This window comes from Azospirillum sp. SYSU D00513 (assembly GCF_017356015.1).
In the GTDB taxonomy this organism is placed as follows: domain Bacteria; phylum Pseudomonadota; class Alphaproteobacteria; order Azospirillales; family Azospirillaceae; genus Azospirillum.
In genome coordinates this window covers 36,908-56,028 of the sequence record NZ_JAFIQV010000006.1, presented here as the reverse complement: position 1 = coordinate 56,028, position 19,121 = coordinate 36,908, and the positions used below count along the sequence as shown (strand labels likewise).

The following is a 19,121-nucleotide window of genomic DNA, read 5'->3' as shown; positions in this document are numbered from 1 at the left end:
GCCCCGATTGCGAGGCGATGCGTCCGCATTCTTTCTTTGCGCGCAGTTTCCGCGCTCAAGGGCTTTGGCCGGACCGGAAAGCCCTTGCACGGATGGATCACTCCACGCCCGGCCAGCGCAACGCGGCCCTTTTGAAAATCGCCTTTGCAGAACTTTCAAATCCTGCGAAGCCGACAAACAGAATGGATACTCGATGGAGGATTTTCGTTGTTGATGCAGAAAACACAGAACCCCGTTCAACAGGCCCGGCGTTCATACGAAGGATGATGCCGCAGCCACGGATGCGGGCTCGCGACGATATACCAAATTATGTGTGCCCGATCATGGCATCTTCTCTTTCCGCTCGCAAGATGTTTGCAAGCTCCATCCAAGTCTTTCTTTTCAGGACTTCATCGCCGTCTTCACGCCCGCTCCATCACGTCCGTCCGGGCCGCCATCTTGCCCGACCTTTGCGCCAGGAGGCGGGCGTAGCGCGCGACGACGTTCGGCGTGACGTTGATGAGCTGGCCCGATGTTCCCCCGCCGGCGACCATCTGGGCGATTTTGAACACGGTCCGCCCCTTTTCCAGCACTTCGCCCGGCAGCAGCCACAGGATGGAGTCGATGTTCGAGGCCAGCCAACCAGGCCGCTTGGCGCGCAGAAGCTGCCGTTCCGCGGTTCGGACCTGCCCGGTCGACCCGACGGTGTAAAAGGGCGACCATCCGTCCCAATCACCAGCGGTGAAGGGGAGTGCCACGAAGTCTTCCGAGACGAACGGCGCTTCCGACCGTCCGAACGAGGCTTTCGTCCACATGTAATCGAACCCGGCGGACCGCACCGCTTCGGCGAGGGCCGGATCGATGGGACCGGGGCGGGCGCGGTCGAACGGGCGCCAAGCCTCGTAGAAGCGGTCGAGACGGTAGCGGCGGAGCGCGCTTCCGATCACTCGCCGGGCATCCCGCCGCCCCGATGCCGCCGGCGCCGGCTTTCCCCCACCCTCCACCGCCTTTTCCTGCGGCCGGGGACGCGGCGCGATGCGGATCACCGGACGTCCGTCCACCCAGGAGAAGCGGGGCGTCGTGCCGTCGACGAGCTTGGTGTCGACGAGCGGCCACCACCCCTTCGGCATCAGGCTTTCCGGAAGGACCTCGGCGAGTTCGCGCCGCGTGTCGGCGAGCAAGGCCGCAAGCTCGTCCGGAGGCATCATGCCTTCGGCGCAGACGCCGCGGCCCGTGCTTCCCAGCAGAAGCTCCACTTGGCCCGCCACGCCGCCATGCTCCGGCGGCACGCCCAGCAGGGCGAAATCCGATGGGCTTGCCTGCGCAAGGCTGTCGGCGGTAATCACCAGCCCGCAATGCAGGCCGGTCGCCGAAACCAGATCGAGGATTCGGGGAATGCAGTGCAGCTCGCGGATCATTCCCGACCACAGGACGAGCGTGGATAGCACGCGTCCCTCGTCCGCCCAGCGGCGCAGGGTGGCGTCGTCCGGCTCGAGTTCGGCCGGCGGCCTGGGCGGGGACGGGATCCGGGGAGGGACGGCCGACATGCTCGCGAAGGGCGGATCCGGATCGACGATCTGCAGTCCCCGGCCGAGCCGTGCGAGCGCGAAGAAGTCGTGATCGTCGAACTGCCGGCCGTACACCGGATCGGCGCCCGCGCGTATGAGGTCGGCGGCTCGCTCGATCACGTCGGTCTGCGGCCGGCCATAGAGAGGAAGCAGCCTTTTGCCAACCGCCAGGGGAAGCTGAGCGGCGATGAGGTCAGGATCGCCGAGCAGCGTTCCGCGTCCCCATCCGGCATGCCGTTCCGCGAGCCGCGCGGTGAGGGTCGCATAGCTTTCGCCGCCGACCTGCCCTTCCACGCCGTCGAGACCGCCCGGGAATCCATTGGCACGATCCGGATCGACGAAATGCCCGACGAAGCGGCGGACGCCGAGAGTTTCGAGCCGCGCGCGCAGGTCCGCGTCGCACGTCACGTCGATCCCGACGCCCCCGTCCTGCAGAAGGCGGGGGTACAGGAACGGTGCGGTGACGATGCTCAGGGGACCTTGCGGCGCGGCGTCCAGCACCGCCGCTTCCGCCGGCAGGGTCTGCCCGAGACGCGGGAAGACGGCGGCGTAGATGTCCGCGGGGTTCCGGCTGCGCCCCAGGCTTTCGCCATTGGCCTCGATGACCGGCCAGAGCGGCGAGAAGGGATCGCCGACCGCGACCACCCGGTAATGGGCCATCAGCCACAGCGCATGGTCCAGATGCCGGCCGCCGGCAACCAGGCTGCCGCTGGCCATGGATTCGGACAGCCCCCCCTCGTCCCATCCGCCGAAATGGCGCCCGCTGCGGCGGTCGTCGTAATAGGCGTCGAACGCCCATCCGGCGCGCTGCGCGGCGGCCGCGAGCGCGGGGCCGACCGCGCAGCGATGGCGGTCGCGTGCGTGGGCGAGGTACAGCAGCAACGAGGGCTTCATCAACAAGGGTTTCATGACGTCTCCCGATCCCCGCGATGGCACCACCACAGGTGCCACTTCGCGACCCCGGGGGGACCGAAGCGTTCCGTCCGGTCGAGGTCGAGACCGACCGACTTGAGCGCCGACTGCATTTCGCCCGCCCAGTGATGGCGCACGAGCTTGCTCCATTCGGGCAGGACGCCGCCATGCCACATGGTGGCGAGAAGCCGGTGGGGCCGGTACCGGAAGTAGCTGGGGTAGGCGAGCACCCAGAGCGGGTTGGCGTTCGTGGTGTCGCACACCACGCGTCCGCCGGCGCGGGCGACCCGGCGAAGCTCACGCGCGCCCTCCTGGAGGTCCGGTAGATGGCAGAGCAGATCCAGCGCGATCACGAGGTCGAACTCGCCATCCTCGAAGGGCAGCTTGCGCGCATCGGCCTGCCGGACCTTGAGAGCGGGGAAACGCTCCTTGGCCTCGGCCAGCATCTCGTGCGAGATGTCCACGAGCGTGACGTCATGCCGGTCGGCGAAGGGCCCGGTGATGCGGCCGTACCCGCCGCCGACGTCCAGGATCTTCATGCGCGGCGCACGGGCCAGCTCGGCCGCGACGGCCTGCCGCTTGGCATCGTAGATCCTGTAGAAGGGCGTCGTCGGATGATCCGGGCGGAAGTGCCGCCGGTAGCCGTTGTTGTAGATGGTCTTGGACGCGGGCTTGACCCGCTCGGCCATGGCGTGCGCGCACAGCTCGGCGACCCGGCCGGCGATGGCGTCGGCATCGAAGTGAAGGGCGCGGTGCCGGGCATGCTCGCGGGCCGAGGCCAGCGCCGCGCGGTCCGATAGCCGGATCATCAACTCGTCGCGCAATGCCCCGGCGTCGCCCGGAGGGACCAGCCATCCGGACCGGCCCCGCTCAACGATCTCGGGGATGCCCCCGGCGTCGCTCGCGACCACGGGAACGCCCAGGGCGAGCGCTTCGACGACGACGAAGCCGAAGCTTTCCCACAGGGAGGGAATGACGGCAAGCTCGGCCCGGGCGACGATGGACAGGGCTTGCCGCCTCGGCAGGGCGCCGAGCAGATGGACGCGCCCGGCGAAGGGCGCCAGGTGCTCCTTGAAACGCGTGATCACTTCGGCGCTTGGCGCGTCCTCGCCGCCGACCACGACCACATGAAGGTCGGGTTGCGCCGCGAGCACGGCCGGCAGGGCCTCGCCCAGCGGCCCGATGCCCTTGCGCGTCTCGAGGCGGCCGAAGAACACGATGAAGCGCTCAGGCAGAACGCGCGGCGGAGCGGATGCGCCCGCCGCGCGCACGGCGGCGATGTCGATCGAGTTCGGGACGACCTGGATCACCTCGGGCGCCATACCCCAATAGTCCGCGACCTTGAGCGCGATCGCCTTCGAGGAGGCGTAGACGGCAGCGCTGCGCCGGGTCTGGTCGCGTTCGAGATAGTTCAGGACATGGGTGTGCGGCGTCCAGGATTGCCCGTTGATGTCCGTAACCATCCCCGTCGGCGTCGCGAGCCGCGTCACCACGGGAACGGAGGTGAAGCGCGTTATCCACCAGGCGTTCGCGTCGAACTCGGCGGCATGCACGACGTCCGGCTTCCAGCCGAGCGCCGCGTCCGCGAAGCGCTTGTTGCCGCGGAGCCGATCCAGCACCGATCGGATGCCCAGGCCGGGTTGGAGCCGAACGACGGTGACGCCGTCCTCCACCGCCGTGCCGGCGTCTCCGAGCGTCACCACCTGGACCTCATGCCCGGCGCGTGCCAGCGCACGGCCCATGGTGAGGGTGTGCGTGGCGATGCCGCCGAGAGGTTTGCTGGGCGGGTACTCTGGTGTCAGAAGTGAGATGCGCATGATGAGCTGAACCTCTCCGCTTGTTAAATCAATCGCCCATTTCCTCGGCGCGGGCCGGCGAGCGTGCGGGAAGATGCCGGTGGAGCATCGACCGGACCGGCTCCAACGCCGCCTTGAAAGTCGAGGCGGGCGGCCAGAAAGCGCTCCAGTCCAGATCGGCGGCCCTGCGGTACTGCATGGCCGTCGTCAGGAAGACGAGCGTGTAGGCGGTGGTGGATATGATCGCCGCGGCAAGCACGCCGCCGACCGGCAGGAAAAGGAACAGGCCGACCACCGTCACGATCATGCCAAGCGACTGGGCCAACGTTGCGGTGAAGGGCCGGTTCTCGGCGTAGAGTCCATTCAGCAGGATGCCAGCCGCCGCGTACAGCACCGCTCCCGGTAGAAGTATTCGCAGCAGGAGGACGCTTTCGGCGAAGTCTTCCCCATAGACGATCCGTATCGCATGGTCGGCAAGCACGAAGAGACCGCCGCCCGTCACCAGGCCGAGCGCGACCGTGAAATGCAGCGTCTTGAGAATCAGTTCACGGCCACGCTCGCCTCTTTTCGCCGCCGCGGGCATCACGATCGTGGCCAAGGCTCCGGAGACGCTGACGAACAGCCAGGCGAGGCTCGTGGCGAGAGCGTAGTATCCAACGCTGGCGGCGGTCAGAAAGGCCGGAATGATGAGAAGGTCGAGCCGCTGCGTGACCACGCCGCTGACGATTTCGCCATGGGTGCGGAGCGCATACCACAGAGTGGCCCGGCCCAACCGAAAGTCGGGACGCGCCAGCCCATGCCGTTTCAGGACACCCGCCGAGGCCGCGACCAGGACGAGGCTGCTCATGAACCCCTGGGCGAAGACCGCATTCCGGACGGTGAAATCGCCATGCAGCCAGAGCACGAGATATATCGCCGCCGTTCCGGCGGGCTGAACGAAGTTCAACACATTGAAATAAAAGAATCTCTGCTCGCCGAGAACGATGCCGAGGACCAATTCCGAAAGCAGGGCCACCACGATGATCGGGACGTAGATCCTTGCGATCTGCAGCGTTTCCTCGGACTGCGCGGAAAGCAGCGCGGGGAGCATCAGTTCACCGGCGACCACGGCGATCGCGGCGACCGGAAGGAGCATCACGACCCAGGTCGTGAAAAGCCGTCCGGCAATAGTCCCGTCGCGGGACAGGAAATAGGTGACGGCCTTTCCGCAGCCCATTCCGAACAGCCAGCCGAGCACTTGCGGCACGGTGAGCACGGCGGTCAGCGCGCCGCGCCCCTCCGGGCCAAGCGTACGGGCGATGAGCATTCCCGTCAGCAGCCCGACGCTCAAGGTCAACAGGGTCATGGCGATGGTTGCGGCCCCATCCCGTGCGAAGTTGCCTTGCGTTCGGGGCGCCGGTGACGTTGCGGCCGGCGGTTTTCCGGAGACGCCCGAGGCTTCAGGCGTTGGAAGCCGCGGCTCGTCCCCGTGCTTCGCCTTGGCCTTCTTTAAAAAGAAGGCAATTCTTTTTCTCATGAAGGATGTCCTTCCCGACAACGTCTTTTGACTTTGAAAGGAACAGCGACGCCGTTGCTCCGCAGCGGGAGTGGCGGGATGTTTTTTCTTTTAAGACCCTGGTTTTGAAAAAGCCCCGACCACATGAGCATCGCCAAGGTCACACCGCATGACGCTGGCCTCAGGGGGCACTTTTGCTTACTTTTTCATTTTAAAGGGGACCTCTGTGACACTGTCATAGCCGGCGGATGTGTTTGAAATCCGCCAATAGACTGCCAAAAATCGACAAATCCAGAGTACGTAACGCAATAATTTCGAGTCAATACACAAATCGCTCATTATCTGATTGAGCAAGGAATCCCTGACCTTCCATCCCGATGCTCGCCCGATAATGAGGTATATTCTTAAACATAAGTGGGAAAGCAGCAGCCCTCCTGATTCATCCCGGACACATGAAAGCCGGATTGCCAAGGACAACGGCTATCCGCAAACGGCATCCCGAAGAGCGGGGGCATCCGCCGCTTTCCTGGATTTCCCAGTCGTTCATGCGTTTGCAAGATGGAGCCGCAGGGTTCTTTAACGCAACTGAAGGAGAGAATTCCAGGTGTTTTAAAATTTTCAGCCATGGCCTATCCGATTGGAGCAGCTTGGAACATGAGCGCATCCTCTCAAAAGAGGCAAAGAAGCTCAGTTGGCCAGGTTTTTCAATGGATCACAACAATGCGCTTGAACTGCCCGCTCTATGTTTTAAAAAGCATGAACGCGACACAAGCGTTAAACATTACAGCCGATCAAGAGACAGATCGCTCGGCTGCATCCCCATCTTCTTTTTCAAATTCAAAGCATGCCAACACGGGTATTCTTCAAGGCATTCCCTGCAAAAAGATCCTCTTTTTTAAAAGCCGGACCCTTATCCGTGAACTGTAAGGGGCTTTGCGCTGAATCTCCCAGAACAGGTCATCCTCAAAGGAGGAAAACCATGCCCAACCGAATCCTTCCTGTCCTACTGTCCGGCGGCGCCGGCATGCGGCTGTGGCCGATGTCTCGGGAGCTTTACCCGAAACAGCTTTTGAGCCTCTGCTCGGAGAAGTCCATGCTCCAGGAAACGGCGCTTCGCGTTTCCGGCGCCGGACGCTTCGCGGCGCCTCTGGTCATCTGCAATCAGGAGCACCGCTTCTCGATCGCCGAACAGCTTCGCCAGACCGGCGTCACGCCGGGCGCGATCATTCTGGAGCCTGCCGGGCGCAACACGGCGGCAGCCTGCGCCGTCGCGGCGTTGCGCGCGGCGGAAACCGAGCCCGATGCCTTGATGCTCGTGCTTCCGGCGGACCATCGCATCCATGACACCGCGGCCTTGCTGGAGGCGGTGGACAAAGCGGCGGAGGCAGCACTCGCAGGGCATCTCGTCACCTTCGGCATCGCCCCGACCCGACCGGAAACCGGCTACGGCTACATCCGGCGCGGTCGCGCGGTTCCCGGCCGGCACGGCGTCCATCAGGTGGCCGAGTTCGTCGAAAAGCCGGAGCGCGCGATGGCGGAACGCTTCGTGGCGGGCGGCGAGCACAGCTGGAACAGCGGCATGTTCCTGTTCCCGGCAGGCCTGCTCCTCACCGAGCTGGAGCGCTACGCTCCGGACGTGCTGAAGGCGGCCCGGGCGGCCCTGGCCGGGGGCTGCGCCGACCTCGACTTCTTCCGGCTCGAGCGACAGGCGTTCGAGGCCGCCCCTTCCCTCTCCATCGACAACGCGGTGATGGAGTTCACCGACAAGGCGGTCGTCGTGCCCTGCGATCCGGGTTGGACCGACGTCGGCGGCTGGGGCGCCCTGTGGGAGATCGGGGCCAAGGACGATCACGGCAACGTCGCCGTCGGCGACGTGGTCACGGAGGATGCCCGCAACTGCTACATCCGCAGCGAGGAACACCTGACCGCGGTCGTCGGGCTGAACGACGTCATCGTCGTGGTGACCGACGACGCCGTTCTCGTGGCCGGCAAGGACAAGGTGCAGAACGTGAAGGCCGTGGTGGAGCGGCTGAAGAGGCAGGGGCGCCCCGAACCGGTCTCCCATCGGAAGGTCCACCGCCCCTGGGGTTCCTTCCAGTCGGTCCATGCCGGCGCACGCTTCCAGGTGAAGAACCTGACCGTGCTCCCCGGCGCGAGGCTGTCCCTGCAAAAGCATCATCACCGCGCCGAACATTGGGTGGTGGTCCAGGGCACCGCCCTGGTCACGCGTGGCGATGAGACGCTCACCGTCTATGAGAACCAGTCCGTCCACATTCCGATGGGCACGGTCCACCGCCTCGAGAATCCCGGCAAGGTGCCCTTGTGCCTGATCGAGGTGCAGTCGGGCTCCTATCTCGGCGAGGACGACATCATCCGCATCGACGACACCTACGGCCGTGCCTGAAAGGTGGGTCGTTCCTCCGGACCGGACGGTCCCGGAGGAACGACCGCCAGGAAGGCCCCGGAGCAATCGCGAGCAAGCACCTTTCGGTCCGACGCATTATTTGCAAAAGGAGATGCGCCATGAAAGCAGGCAGATACAATTTCACCAGCGAGTCCGTGTCCGAAGGTCATCCGGACAAGGTCTGCGACCGCATTTCCGATGCCATCGTCGACCTGTACCTGTCCCAGGATCCCTACGCCCGCGTCGCGGTCGAGACGATGGCCACGACCAACCAGGTGGTTCTGGCCGGCGAGGTGCGCGGCCCGGCCTCCATCACCGCCGACCGGCTGGTCGAGGTGGCGCGCGAGGCGGTGAAGGGCATCGGCTACGAGCAGGACGGCTTCCACTGGAAGAACATGGACGTGAAGTGCTTCGTCCACTCCCAGTCGGCCGACATCGCCGTCGGCGTGGACGCCGCCGGCAACAAGGACGAGGGCGCCGGCGACCAGGGCATCATGTTCGGCTACGCCTGCCGCGAGACGCCGGCCCTGATGCCGGCCCCGATCCACTACAGCCACGCCATCCTGAAGTCGCTGGCCGACGCACGCCACTCCGGTGCGGCTCCCTGGCTCGGCCCCGACGCCAAGAGCCAGGTGACCCTCCAGTACGAGAACGGCAAGCCGGTCCGCGCCACCGCCGTGGTGGTCTCCACCCAGCACGCCGAGGGCGTGTCGCAGGAGGAGGTGCGCGAGCTGGTGCGCCCGCACATCCTGAAGATCCTGCCGGAAGGCTGGATGTGCGGCGAGGACAGCTTCTACGTCAACCCGACCGGCCGCTTCGTCATCGGCGGCCCGGACGGCGACGCCGGCCTGACCGGGCGCAAGATCATCGTGGACACCTACGGCGGGGCGGCCCCGCACGGCGGCGGCGCCTTCTCGGGCAAGGACCCGACCAAGGTGGACCGCTCGGCCGCCTACGCCGCGCGCTACCTCGCCAAGAACGTGGTGGCGGCCGGGCTGGCCGACCGCTGCACGATCCAGGTCTCCTACGCCATCGGCGTGTCCAAGCCGCTGTCGGTCTATGTGGACACCTACGGCACCGGCAGGGTGGACGAGGACCGCCTGTCGGTCGTCCTCCAGCAGCTGGTCGACCTCAGCCCGCGCGGCATCCGCACGCATCTCGGGCTGAACCGGCCGATCTACGCCCGCACCGCCGCCTACGGCCATTTCGGCCGCGAGCCGGACGCCGACGGCGGCTTCTCCTGGGAGCGCACCGACCTTGCGCACGACCTGCACACCGCCTTCTACTGAGGGCCTGCCGCCTCCTCCCACGTGGCGCAGGGCCGCGGATCCAAGATCAATGCCGGATCGGCCGGAACGGACATGCCGCCCGCGAACGTGCCGATCACGTTTGGGCCTTGTCGATATGATGGGGCGTGCGGGATGAACCGTGGAGCGGCATCGCCGGGGCAATCCGGAAGGCTTCCCCCGCCCCATTTCCAATCCCCAGCGCTGCCTTTGTCATGGGCGTCCCTGCCACCGGCGGCATGACGGAGCGGCGACAACGGGCAACGCGCTGGAATTCAGCTTTCCCTGGAACGATGCTTTCCAAGGCCGAACGCTTTGGCCATATTGGACCGCGCCGTGCTGTAGTTCGGGGCCACCATGGGATAGCTCGACGGCAGTCCCCAGCGCGTCCGGTATTCCTCCTCACCCATGCCGTGCCATGTGCGAAGATGGCGCTTCATGATCGCGTTTCGCGCTCCGCATTCGAGGCACACGATGTAATCCGCGGTCACGCTCCTGCGGAGCGGCACGGCGGGGATAAGCTTCGTTGCCTCCGCCGGAGGCTCCTCTTCCTTCCCAAGGCCGCTCAGCGCGTCGTAGACGGTGCCGATAAGCGTTGGAAGGTCATCGGCGTTCAGCGGATTTCCGGCAAGGTAACCAGCAACGATCTCGACCGTAAGCTTTCGAAGCTTGGTGTCCACCTTGACCTCCCTGCATGTTTTGCCTGCATGTTTTCTGCGTTGGCCAACGTAGAGACCAGCATGCTTTGAACGCCTGTCGCGTTTTCTTTCGAACGCGACAGGCAGCGGGATCGGCATCCCTGCCGAAGAGAGCACGGAGGGAGCGCGGGCGTCGGTTGAGCCGTCGTGGAAAGCGGAACATCCGGCAGAACGCGGTGTGGGAGCCCCGACCGCCACACACGCCATGATTTGAACACAATACTGGCGTGATATGGAGACTGTCCAGCCTATGGGACCGCAGCTTTCAGGCAACTCGCTTTTAAAAACCACCCCGATATTATCGGCCTGGAATCCACGACCTGTTACGACATGCTCTCAAAAAACCTGACATCATGTGCCTGCAGGTTTTCATAAGAGCGGTCATACGGTCTGGTTGCCTGCGTTCATGATGCTTCAGTCGGCCAGCGCGCTCGTTCCATTGCATAAATTCTTCGTTTTGCGCGGCAGGCGGATGACCTTATTATCCTCACCCACGCGGTCATTGGCAGAATGTTTGTAAAAATGCCGAATGAGCCGATCATGGACCGGAGCAAGAGCGCCGCGCATGTCCAGGACCTCGACTTCCGTCGCACCACAGCTCGCAAGCATCGCGACTTGGTCCTTTGCCCTGTCGACGCCTTGTATTTCCTCGTAATAAGCGCTGCCATTCAGAGTGTAGCAAAGAGTGTATTCAGACTTTTTCGACATTTTGAATTAGCCTCCGCTTATTCCGCTTCATGGCGTTTGAAAGCTTTCTGACTGGATGTTGTCTGGAGGGCGCTCTGATCAAAAGCATATGTTCAGAGCGAAGCGAGCGGTCTTTTATTTCCCTCGATTTAAAAGGCCGCCCGGTCCTGAACTTCCTATCTGATGCACTCATCCATAGGCAACTAGCTTCACGATATAACCCTATTTTGATGAGGAACAGCGCGTATACTTTCGATAGTGAACCCCTTTTCAAATGAAAGCACGCCATTCTAACCTCACGGCTGACCATCCCCGAGCAAGCCGCAGGGAACAAAGGGAAAGATATGCAATTCATTGTGAAAAGCAGGCGTATCGTCCAGCTACTCTGAATCCGCATCCTACCGCACCGCAACAAGGTTCCAGCTGCAATTACCGCACTATGCCCCATCCTTAGCAAGGCGTTCGGAGCAATTACTTAACAGCATTTTAAAATGAAGCGCGCAATCGGATGTCCGTTCGCCCCGCAGCTGTCTTAAGCGAGGCCGAAGCCAAATGAACGAACGGGGTATTCCTAATTTGAGTTCTCCTGCGGGTCAAAATAGTCGGCCGACAGCAGGGCACTTGCAACCGCATCGCCAGCATGAATACCCCGATAGGATCATTTGCGTTTATGCTTTCGGTACGAACGGGCCGTTTGGAATCTTAACCGCGTCCCTTATCATATCGGACGTTGAGCGGCGCCGGTCCCTCGGAGTTCCGAGGGCGGACAGCCTTTTGGGACCGGCAAACAGGCAAGCCGCGACCACTGCGGCATGACCCCGGTCGGCAGGTGCCAGGCCCTCTGCGGGTCCGTTGAGGCCGTGTCATGACGCTGTTGACCAGTACGATGCGCACCCGCGCCCGCCGGTCCAAAAATAAACTTTCGCCGTCGTGCATCCAAAGGCGGGGGGCTCCGACTATAGGCGGCACAGGCCACCCGTTGGCTGAACTGTGATCGGAGATCCGAGATGAAGAGCATGATCCTCGCCGCCGTCGCCGCCCTTGCGCTCACCGCTCCCGCCCACGCCGACACGCTCGCCGCACTGGCCGGTTCCTCGCGCATCGCCATGATCGACACCGGCTCGATGACCATCGGGCGCATCATGACCCTCAACGGCACGGATTCGGAGATCGTCGGGATCGACGTCCGGCCGGCCGACGGAATGCTCTACGGTCTGTCGAGGAACGGTACGCTTTACGCCATCGACACCCGTGCCGGAACGGTCATGCGCAAATCGGCCCTGAGCGTGATGCCCGCCGCCGGTGCACGCGTGACGGTGGACTTCAATCCCGTGGCGGACCGCCTGCGGGTGATGGGGTCCGACGGAACCAACCTGCGCGTCAACGTCGATGACGGCATGACGACGAAGGACGGCATGCTCCGCTACGCGGACGCCGACACGAACCGGGGAATGACGCCCAGCATCGCCGCCGGCGCCTACACCAATTCCATGAAGGGCGCGAAGGAAACCGCACTCTTCGACCTGGACGCCGCGTCCGGGCTCCTGGTGAAGCAGGCACCGCCGAACGATGGCATCCTGGGCACGGTCGGCAAGCTCGGCGTGACGGGGTCGGGCATGGCCTTCGACATCGCGAACGAGACGGCGGGCGATGGCGCGATGCGGAACGTCGGCTGGCTGCTGACGGGCGGGACCCTGCACCGCATCGACCTCGCGACCGGCCAGGCGAAGAGCGTGGGCAAGGTCACCGGCGCGACGGACGAGTTCATGGACATCGCCGTGCTTCCGGCGGCGCGGTGAATCTCCGCCCTTCCACGACTCTTGGAAGGGTTGCCGAACTCGGCGGCAGCGTCGATAACGATACGGACCAACGCTGCCCGGAAGCCGGAATGACAGTAAGCTCGGAGGACTCCGCCCTGGACGAGGACGAACTCGGCAGAGCCCTTCAACGCTGCGCCGGGGGCGACCGTGCGGCGTTGCGGAAGATCTACGAGGGCGAGGCCGGGCGCATGCTCGGCGTCGCCCAGCGGATGCTGCGGCGCCCGGCCCTGGCGGAAGAGGCCGTGCACGACACCTTCCTCCAGGTCTGGCGCCACGCGGCCAGCTTCGATCCGGCGCGCGGAAGCGCGCGGGGCTGGCTCTTCGCCATCCTGCGCCACCGCGCCCTGAACATCCTGCGCGGGGAAGTCCGCACCGACCTCGTCGACGACTTCGAGCCGATGGGCCTCCTCAGCGAGGAGGACAAGCCGGATGCCATGATCATGCGGCTCTCGGAGAACGGACGCCTGAGGCGGTGCCTGGAAAAGCTCGACCCCGCGCGGCGCGACGCCATCGTGCTCGCCTATGGGAACGGGCTCAGCCACGGCGAGCTGGCCGGCCGGATCGGCGTGCCGCTCGGAACGGTCAAATCCTGGATCAGGCGGTCGCTGTCCGTCCTCAAGGAGTGCATGGGATGACGGCGGACGATCGCGACGCGTTCGCGGCAGCCTATGTTCTGGGCCTGCTGGATCCGCGGGACATGCAGGAGGCGGAACGGCTCCTGGCCGAGGACCCGGCCTACGCCGCCCATGTGGCGGACTGGCGGGAGCGTCTGTCGGAACTGGACCGGACGGCCCCGTCCCTCCCCCTCCCCCAGGGATTGTGGACCCGCATCGAGGCCGGCCTCGACGCACCCGCAACGGCGCAGCCGGCGGCGGGCATCCGGACGGAAACGGTACGGGCGGAAGCGGCTTGGCCGGAACGGAAAGCGCAGCCGGAGCCGGCCCTGTCCCGTCTCTGGCGCAGCCTCGGCTTCTGGCGGGGCATCGGGCTTGCCGCGAGCGCCGCCGCGGTCCTGCTGTCCGTCGCCCTGAGTGTGGCGGCCGTGCAGCTCGGCCGCAAGCCGGCGATGATCGCCGTGCTGCTCACCGACTCGCGCGAGCCCGCCGCCGTCGTTCATACCTTCAGGGACGGGCGCGCGGAACTCGTGCCCCTGGCGCCGATCGACGTTCCCGCCGGCCGGGCGCTGGAGATCTGGACCTTGTGGGACCGGGCGCGCGGTCCGGTGTCCATCGGCCTGATCGACGAAGCCCGCACGGTGCGGCTGAACCTGGATGAGCTGCCGCGGACCGACGAGGGACAGCTGTTCGAGATCACCCTGGAACCCAGCACCGGATCCCCGACCGGGCGCCCGACCGGACCGATCCTCATGAAGGGCACGGCCTCCGCACCGCTTTAGCGCAGGGACAACCATCCGGCGCAGAGTGGAGACGCTGGCCGCCCTCCTCTTCATAAATCTTTCACATGGAAGCGCTTCGGCGCTTTCGTGGTAGCGCTGTATGATCCGCCGAACCGGACACAGGCGGCAGGCGGCCGAAGGAATGAGCACCGAGAGTTTGAGCCGGCCCTCGCGCCCGGCGCGGCGGAGCAAGACGCGCACGCTCGTGCCGCTGGCGGGGTTGTTGGGCGTCGCGATCACGACGACGGCGCTGATCGGGATGTTCGGGCTCTATTACGCGCACAAGTCCTATCTGGGCGACATGCGGCGGGTCGAGATGCTGCTCGTCCGGCTGGACGAGGCGCGCGGCGCGCAGGTCCATTTCAAAAAGCAGGTCCAGGAATGGAAGAACCTGCTGCTGCGCGGCGGCGACGACGCGCAGTATGAGCGTTATCTGGCGGCCTTCCGCGAAGAGGACGGACGCGTCGCCGATCTGCTGGGCCGGCTCGCCGAGGGCACGGACGGGGAGGCGCCGAGCGCTGCTGCGGCAGGGCTTCGCGAGGCGCACCGCGCGGTGAGCGTCCGCTACGGCGAGGCACTGGCCACCCATCCGCGCGAGGCGCTGGCCCGCGCCGACCAGGAGCTGCGCGGCGTCGACCGGACGCTGGACGCCGAGCTGAACGTCTTCGCCGACGGCATCCGGGACGAGGTGTTCGCGGTCCGCCGGACGCTCGAGACGGAATCGACGGCGCGCTACGACGGGCTGCGGCGGGTGGCGACCTGGGGCCTCGTCGCCTGCGTCCTGCTGGTCGGGCTGTTCCTGCGCGCGGCGATCCGCCGCGAACGCGACGTGTAAGGGCCGGTAGCGGAATGGACATCGTCGCGGCGATCTTCGGCGGCCTCGGGCTTTTCTTCATCGGCGTGAAGCTGATCGGCGCCAACCTGAAGCAGATGGGCGGCCGGCGGCTGCGCGGGCTGATGACGCGCAGCACCCGGTCTCCCTGGCTGTCGGGGCTGGTCGGCACGCTGGCCGGCGCCCTGACGCAGAGCACCAACGCCGTCACCTTCATCGTGATCAACCTCGCCGCCGCCGGGGTGGTGGAGGTGCGCCGGGCGGTGCCGATCATCGTCTGGGCGAATGTCGGCACCTCGCTCCTTGTGCTGATGGCGGCGCTGGACCTGCGGCTGATCGCCCTGTTCCTGGTGGGGGTGACCGGCGTCCTCTATCAGATGGAGATGGACAAGTCGGCTCGGTTCCGCAACGCGGTCGGGGCGCTGCTCGGCATCGGGTTGCTGTTTCTCGGGCTCAACCTGGTGAAGGCCGGGGCCGCACCCCTGCGCGAACTTGAGATCGTGCGGGAGTTCGTCGGCTTCTCCGCCGAGTCCCCTCTGATCGCCTTCCTGATCGGCGCCCTGCTGAGCCTCGTGGCGCAGTCCTCCTCCACCGTGTCGGTGATCGCCGTGGCCATGGTCTCGGTCGGGCTGCTGGCGACGGAACAGGCGGTGATGATCGTCTATGGGGCGAGCCTGGGCTCCGGCCTGTCGGTCTGGTTCATGGCGAGCAACCTGCACGGCACCCCCAAGCGTCTGGCCGACCTTCAGCTCTTCACGAAGCTGGCCGGGGTAGCGGTGCTGGTTCCGCTCTTCCTGGTCGAAACCGGGCTGGAGGTGCCCCTGGTCATGCACGCCCTGCGCGCCGGATTCGACACGCTGGCGGAGCGGATCGCCTGGCTCTATTTGGTGGTGCAGGTCGTGTCCGCCGTGGCGGTGACCGCCGTTATGCGGCTGCTCTATGCAATGGTGGAGCGCGCCACGCCGCCGACGGTGGAGGAGGAGCTGTCGCGTCCGCATTTCCTGTTCGAGGGCGCGCTGAGCGATCCGGCCGGCGTGCCGGCCCTGGTCGAGCGCGAGCATCTGCGGCTCCTGCCCTTCCTGACGGAGATGCTGGACAACGTCCGCACCGACACAGGGACCGAGGCGCCGCACGATTACCGGACCCTGCACGAGGCCGGCCGCGCCGTGGCGGCGGAGGTGGACGGCGCCCTCACCGACCTGCTCGCCGGCGCGCCCCCGCGCGACCTGCTGGAGCGGATCATCCATCTGCAGAACCGCAACGAAATCTTGGGCGGGCTGATGGACGGGACGCGCGACCTCGTCGCCGTGATCGAGGGGCTGGACGCACCCGGCGAGGGCCCGCTCGAAAGCCCACCCGATGGCCCCCTGCCCCGCTTCGCCGCCGGGATCGCGGAAAGCCTGCACGCCCTCCTGGAGGAGCTGGCCGAGGAGGTCGCCGAGCATGACCCGCACCGGCGGGAGACGTTGCTGGCCGTGACCGCCGACAAGTCGGAGCTGCTCGACGGCATGCGCCGCCGCCTGCTGGAGAAAGGGCTGGAGCGCAACCAGCAGGCAGCGCTCTATCCCCTGACCATGCTGTTCGAGCGCAATGTCTGGCTGCTCCGCCGGTACCTCATGCTGCTGCCGGACGGCCAGGCGCTCCCATATCGGGCGGTCGATATGGGAGAACTCGACCTCCGGGTCACTTCGTGAAGAAGCAATAGCAGCCGTCGGTGAAGATGCACCAGGGCGAGCCGCCACCGGACACCTTGTCCAGCGCGTCGTCGTCCAGCGCTTCGACCGACGCGCCCGAGCCCGGATTCTCGGAGAAGGCCTTCTCGATCTCCTCGGGCGTCAGGCTGATGCCTTTCGAGGAGGCGTAATGCGCCAGGGCCTTGGACGCTTCCTTCACGTCGCCCGATCCGGCGGCGCCCTTCAGGGCGTCGGGGTTGGACTCGACCAGGGACTTCAGCTTTTCCAATTCCGCGTTCGTGCCGGCCATGGACCTTCTCCAATCAGGGTTGGGAATTGCGATTTAGGAGTAGTGGCCACACTGCCAGAAGACGAAAAATCGTCAACCAGAAACGCGTTGAATATCACCGTGCGTTTCCGTTCCCACGACGCGATGACAGCGCACTTTATTGCGATGCCGCAACAATAAATGGAACAGCGCGCCAAGAGGCCAGACCAAAGCCCGTCCCGCGTGGCGGCATTACTCCCGACAGGATCTGCGCAGGCACCGCCGTTACAGTTTTGATTGCCTGATTCGAGGCTCCGGCCCCGGCATTTCGAAGGCACCGGGGCGGCGCACGCCGCCCCTCACTCGGGCAATTCGTCAAGGATGGTGAAGATGCTGGTGAATCCGCTGATGTCGAAGACCTCGCGGATCTGCGGCGCCAGACGCGCCAGCGCCAGCTTGTGGCCGGTCCCCTTGGCGATCTTGGCGGCCTTGAGCAGGATCCGCAGCCCGGCGGAACTCACATACTGGACTTCCTTGAAGTCCACGATCACGGAATCGGATTTCTGCACCCGGTCGGTCAGCAGGTCATCCAGCGTCTTGGAGCTGCTGCTGTCCAGCCGTCCCGACAGGGCCAGGATCAGCGTGTCACCTTTGGTGTTCTCATTGATGTTCATGGCGGGCTCCAACTTACGGCAGATCCGTTCCTATCATCTTTCCAAGCCACGCCCTAGCTGAATGCCGGGGCCCCCATCGTGCCGAAACGCTCTCCCGGCCGGTCCGGGACAGGATTGCCGGCGGGCGGCCACAGGATGGCACGCGTCTGGGCCACGGCGAGCGTGCGCTCGCCCGGCGTGCCGGAGAGGCGCTCGTAATCGCGCAAGGCCCGGTCGGCGCCGGTCAGCCCGCTGCGCAGGACTTCAAGAGGATAGGCCAGCATCCACTGCTCCTCCGCCTCCAGCCCGCGCCCCGCCACCTCGACCAAGCGCGCGCAGAGCGGCTTGAGCGCCACCTCGCCCGCCTCCCCGTCGAGCCCGTCCCGGATCGCCGCCTCGCGCAGGGCCGGCAGAGCCTCCCAGGGGATCGAGGCGGCGAGCCGCCAGGCTTCGCCCAGGTTGCGCAGAAGTCCGGCCTGGAGGGCTGACGGGGAGATCACCACCGAATCCGCGACCCGCCCGTCCGGCAGATCGGCGAGTTCCCGGTCGGGGAAATTCGCGCCGGCCGCGCGGCCTTCCATGTAACAGCAGTCCAACCTCTCAGCGAACAGGGCCTCGACCCCGCCGGGGCGGCTCATGGCGGACAGGAACTCCTCGACCTCGAAGGCGCCGTCGCGGAAACGGAAGCGGATGCGGGCGTCGAGGAAGCCGGCGAACTGGAGGAATTCGACATGATGCATGGCCGGCACAACCGTGCTTTCGGCACCGCTCGCGATGCAGCGCCCGCTCCAGCCCGGTGCCGTCAGGAAGTCCAGCAGGCAGGGCTCCGCGTCGATGTGGTACAGGTCGCGCAGCGTCTTGTAGGCGGTCTGCCGGCCGGTCGGCACGCACTGCATCACCGTGCCCGGCCCGAACATCCAGGTGAAATGGTCGGCCAGGTCGCGGAAGGGCTGCTGCGGCGGGCTGTGCAGCGCGCGGTCGCCCGGGAAGACGGAGCCGCCGAACATGCGCGGCCAGAGCGTCAGGCGGTTTTCCTTGCGGCCGGTGGGCCGCCCCGCTTCGAAGGGGCTGTTGGCGAAGAGCGCGATCAGCGCCGGGCTCAGCGCCAGCAGCGTGTTCAGCGCCCGCACGGCGTCGGCGCAGTCCACGCCCGTGCTCGGGCTGTTCTGCGCCTTGGCGTCAATGCCCGCGGCGTGGTTCCAGCCGCGCGTCCCGTTCCAGTAATCGTAGATGGGCTTGGGCGCGCGGATGCGGCGGTAATGGGCGTCATCGACGGGCAGGTTCGGATGTTCCGAGAGGTTCAGGATGGTCGCCCCTTCCCGGTCCAGAGACGCACAGACCGCGTCCAATTCTCCCCGCACCCGTCGCTCCAGCTCGGCGAGATTGCCCGGCCCGGCCTCCACCGGCCCGATGGAGCTTTCCAGGTTGTTGAAGGCGTTGTCGAGGGAGCTGAGGATGCCGGGCGTCAGGACGGCGATGTCCCGCCCGTCAATCTCCTGCAGGTCCGCCCTTTCCCCGCGCGCCGCCTTGACCGCCTGCAGGGTGCGGAAAAAGGGACCCACCGCATGGGACCGTCCCGTCGCACGGTCGGCGATGGCCATTTCCATCTCGAGGCCCAGGGTGGGCATGGCGGGTCCTGCCGGTTCGCGCTGCA

At 65.8% G+C, this 19,121-nt stretch carries 16 protein-coding genes; 8 read left to right on the top strand and 8 right to left on the bottom strand.

Going from position 1 to position 19,121, the window contains the following annotated elements:
* Nucleotides 1-401: 401 nt before the first annotated feature.
* The 3 genes from JUB11_RS06430 to JUB11_RS06420 are packed head-to-tail and all read right to left on the bottom strand — an operon-like array spanning nucleotide 402 to nucleotide 5,771.
* Nucleotides 402-2,456, bottom strand: coding sequence for a hypothetical protein (locus tag JUB11_RS06430; RefSeq protein WP_207457442.1), 2,055 nt, complete (start codon nucleotides 2,454-2,456; stop codon nucleotides 402-404).
* On the bottom strand, nucleotides 2,453-4,276 hold the full coding sequence (locus JUB11_RS06425) for a glycosyltransferase (RefSeq protein WP_207457440.1): 1,824 nt from the start codon (nucleotides 4,274-4,276) through the stop codon (nucleotides 2,453-2,455). The genes JUB11_RS06430 and JUB11_RS06425 overlap by 4 nt, the downstream gene beginning before the upstream one ends.
* Nucleotides 4,277-4,304: 28 nt before the next feature.
* Nucleotides 4,305-5,771 (bottom strand): oligosaccharide flippase family protein, encoded by a 1,467-nt coding sequence (locus JUB11_RS06420; protein WP_207457438.1) that lies wholly within the window; start codon nucleotides 5,769-5,771, stop codon nucleotides 4,305-4,307.
* 431 nt (nucleotides 5,772-6,202) lie between these two features.
* Between JUB11_RS06420 and JUB11_RS06415 the strand changes: the two genes are divergently transcribed.
* The 3 genes from JUB11_RS06415 to metK all read left to right on the top strand — a co-directional run bounded on the left by JUB11_RS06415 (nucleotide 6,203) and on the right by metK (nucleotide 9,443).
* Nucleotides 6,203-6,649 carry a hypothetical protein gene (locus JUB11_RS06415; RefSeq protein ID WP_207457436.1) on the top strand — a complete coding sequence of 149 codons (447 nt, stop codon included), beginning with the start codon at nucleotides 6,203-6,205 and terminating at the stop codon, nucleotides 6,647-6,649.
* An 80-nt stretch (nucleotides 6,650-6,729) separates the two neighbouring features.
* Nucleotides 6,730-8,154, top strand: coding sequence for a mannose-1-phosphate guanylyltransferase/mannose-6-phosphate isomerase (locus tag JUB11_RS06410; protein ID WP_207457434.1), 1,425 nt, complete (start codon nucleotides 6,730-6,732; stop codon nucleotides 8,152-8,154).
* A gap of 119 nt (nucleotides 8,155-8,273) precedes the next feature.
* The gene (gene metK / locus JUB11_RS06405) at nucleotides 8,274-9,443 is read left to right on the top strand and encodes a methionine adenosyltransferase (protein WP_207457432.1); all 1,170 of its coding nucleotides are present in this window, start codon (nucleotides 8,274-8,276) and stop codon (nucleotides 9,441-9,443) included.
* A 272-nt stretch (nucleotides 9,444-9,715) separates the two neighbouring features.
* Here the strand turns inward: metK and JUB11_RS06400 are convergent, their stop codons facing one another.
* Entirely contained in the window at nucleotides 9,716-10,120 is a 405-nt protein-coding gene (locus tag JUB11_RS06400) for a MucR family transcriptional regulator (protein WP_348771371.1), read from the bottom strand.
* 432 nt (nucleotides 10,121-10,552) lie between these two features.
* Complete coding sequence (locus JUB11_RS06395) at nucleotides 10,553-10,846, bottom strand: hypothetical protein (RefSeq protein ID WP_207457428.1); 294 nt, start codon at nucleotides 10,844-10,846, stop codon at nucleotides 10,553-10,555.
* 986 nt (nucleotides 10,847-11,832) lie between these two features.
* Here JUB11_RS06395 and JUB11_RS06390 point away from each other — a divergent pair.
* From JUB11_RS06390 to JUB11_RS06370, 5 genes are all read left to right on the top strand, one after another.
* A complete protein-coding gene (locus tag JUB11_RS06390) occupies nucleotides 11,833-12,624 on the top strand; it encodes a DUF4394 domain-containing protein (RefSeq protein ID WP_207457426.1) in 792 nt (263 codons plus the stop codon).
* Nucleotides 12,625-12,713: 89 nt separating this feature from the next.
* On the top strand, nucleotides 12,714-13,280 hold the full coding sequence (locus tag JUB11_RS06385) for a sigma-70 family RNA polymerase sigma factor (RefSeq protein ID WP_207457424.1): 567 nt from the start codon (nucleotides 12,714-12,716) through the stop codon (nucleotides 13,278-13,280).
* The gene (locus tag JUB11_RS06380) at nucleotides 13,277-14,041 is read left to right on the top strand and encodes an anti-sigma factor (protein ID WP_207457422.1); all 765 of its coding nucleotides are present in this window, start codon (nucleotides 13,277-13,279) and stop codon (nucleotides 14,039-14,041) included. Before JUB11_RS06385 ends, JUB11_RS06380 begins: the two co-directional genes overlap by 4 nt.
* Before the next feature lie 142 nt (nucleotides 14,042-14,183).
* A complete protein-coding gene (locus tag JUB11_RS06375) occupies nucleotides 14,184-14,876 on the top strand; it encodes a hypothetical protein (protein WP_207457420.1) in 693 nt (230 codons plus the stop codon).
* A gap of 14 nt (nucleotides 14,877-14,890) precedes the next feature.
* On the top strand, nucleotides 14,891-16,567 hold the full coding sequence (locus tag JUB11_RS06370; RefSeq protein WP_207457418.1) for a Na/Pi symporter: 1,677 nt from the start codon (nucleotides 14,891-14,893) through the stop codon (nucleotides 16,565-16,567).
* Here JUB11_RS06370 and JUB11_RS06365 read toward each other — a convergent pair.
* From JUB11_RS06365 to JUB11_RS06355, 3 genes are all read right to left on the bottom strand, one after another.
* Nucleotides 16,557-16,856: a Nif11-like leader peptide family natural product precursor gene (locus JUB11_RS06365; protein WP_207457416.1), complete on the bottom strand. Its 300-nt coding sequence runs from the start codon at nucleotides 16,854-16,856 to the stop codon at nucleotides 16,557-16,559. The two genes, JUB11_RS06370 and JUB11_RS06365, sit on opposite strands and share 11 nt — an antisense overlap.
* 317 nt (nucleotides 16,857-17,173) lie before the next feature.
* Nucleotides 17,174-17,488 (bottom strand): STAS domain-containing protein, encoded by a 315-nt coding sequence (locus JUB11_RS06360; RefSeq protein WP_207457414.1) that lies wholly within the window; start codon nucleotides 17,486-17,488, stop codon nucleotides 17,174-17,176.
* 53 nt (nucleotides 17,489-17,541) lie between these two features.
* A complete protein-coding gene (locus JUB11_RS06355) occupies nucleotides 17,542-19,095 on the bottom strand; it encodes a glutamate-cysteine ligase family protein (protein ID WP_207457412.1) in 1,554 nt (517 codons plus the stop codon).
* Between the last annotated feature and the right edge of the window lie 26 nt (nucleotides 19,096-19,121).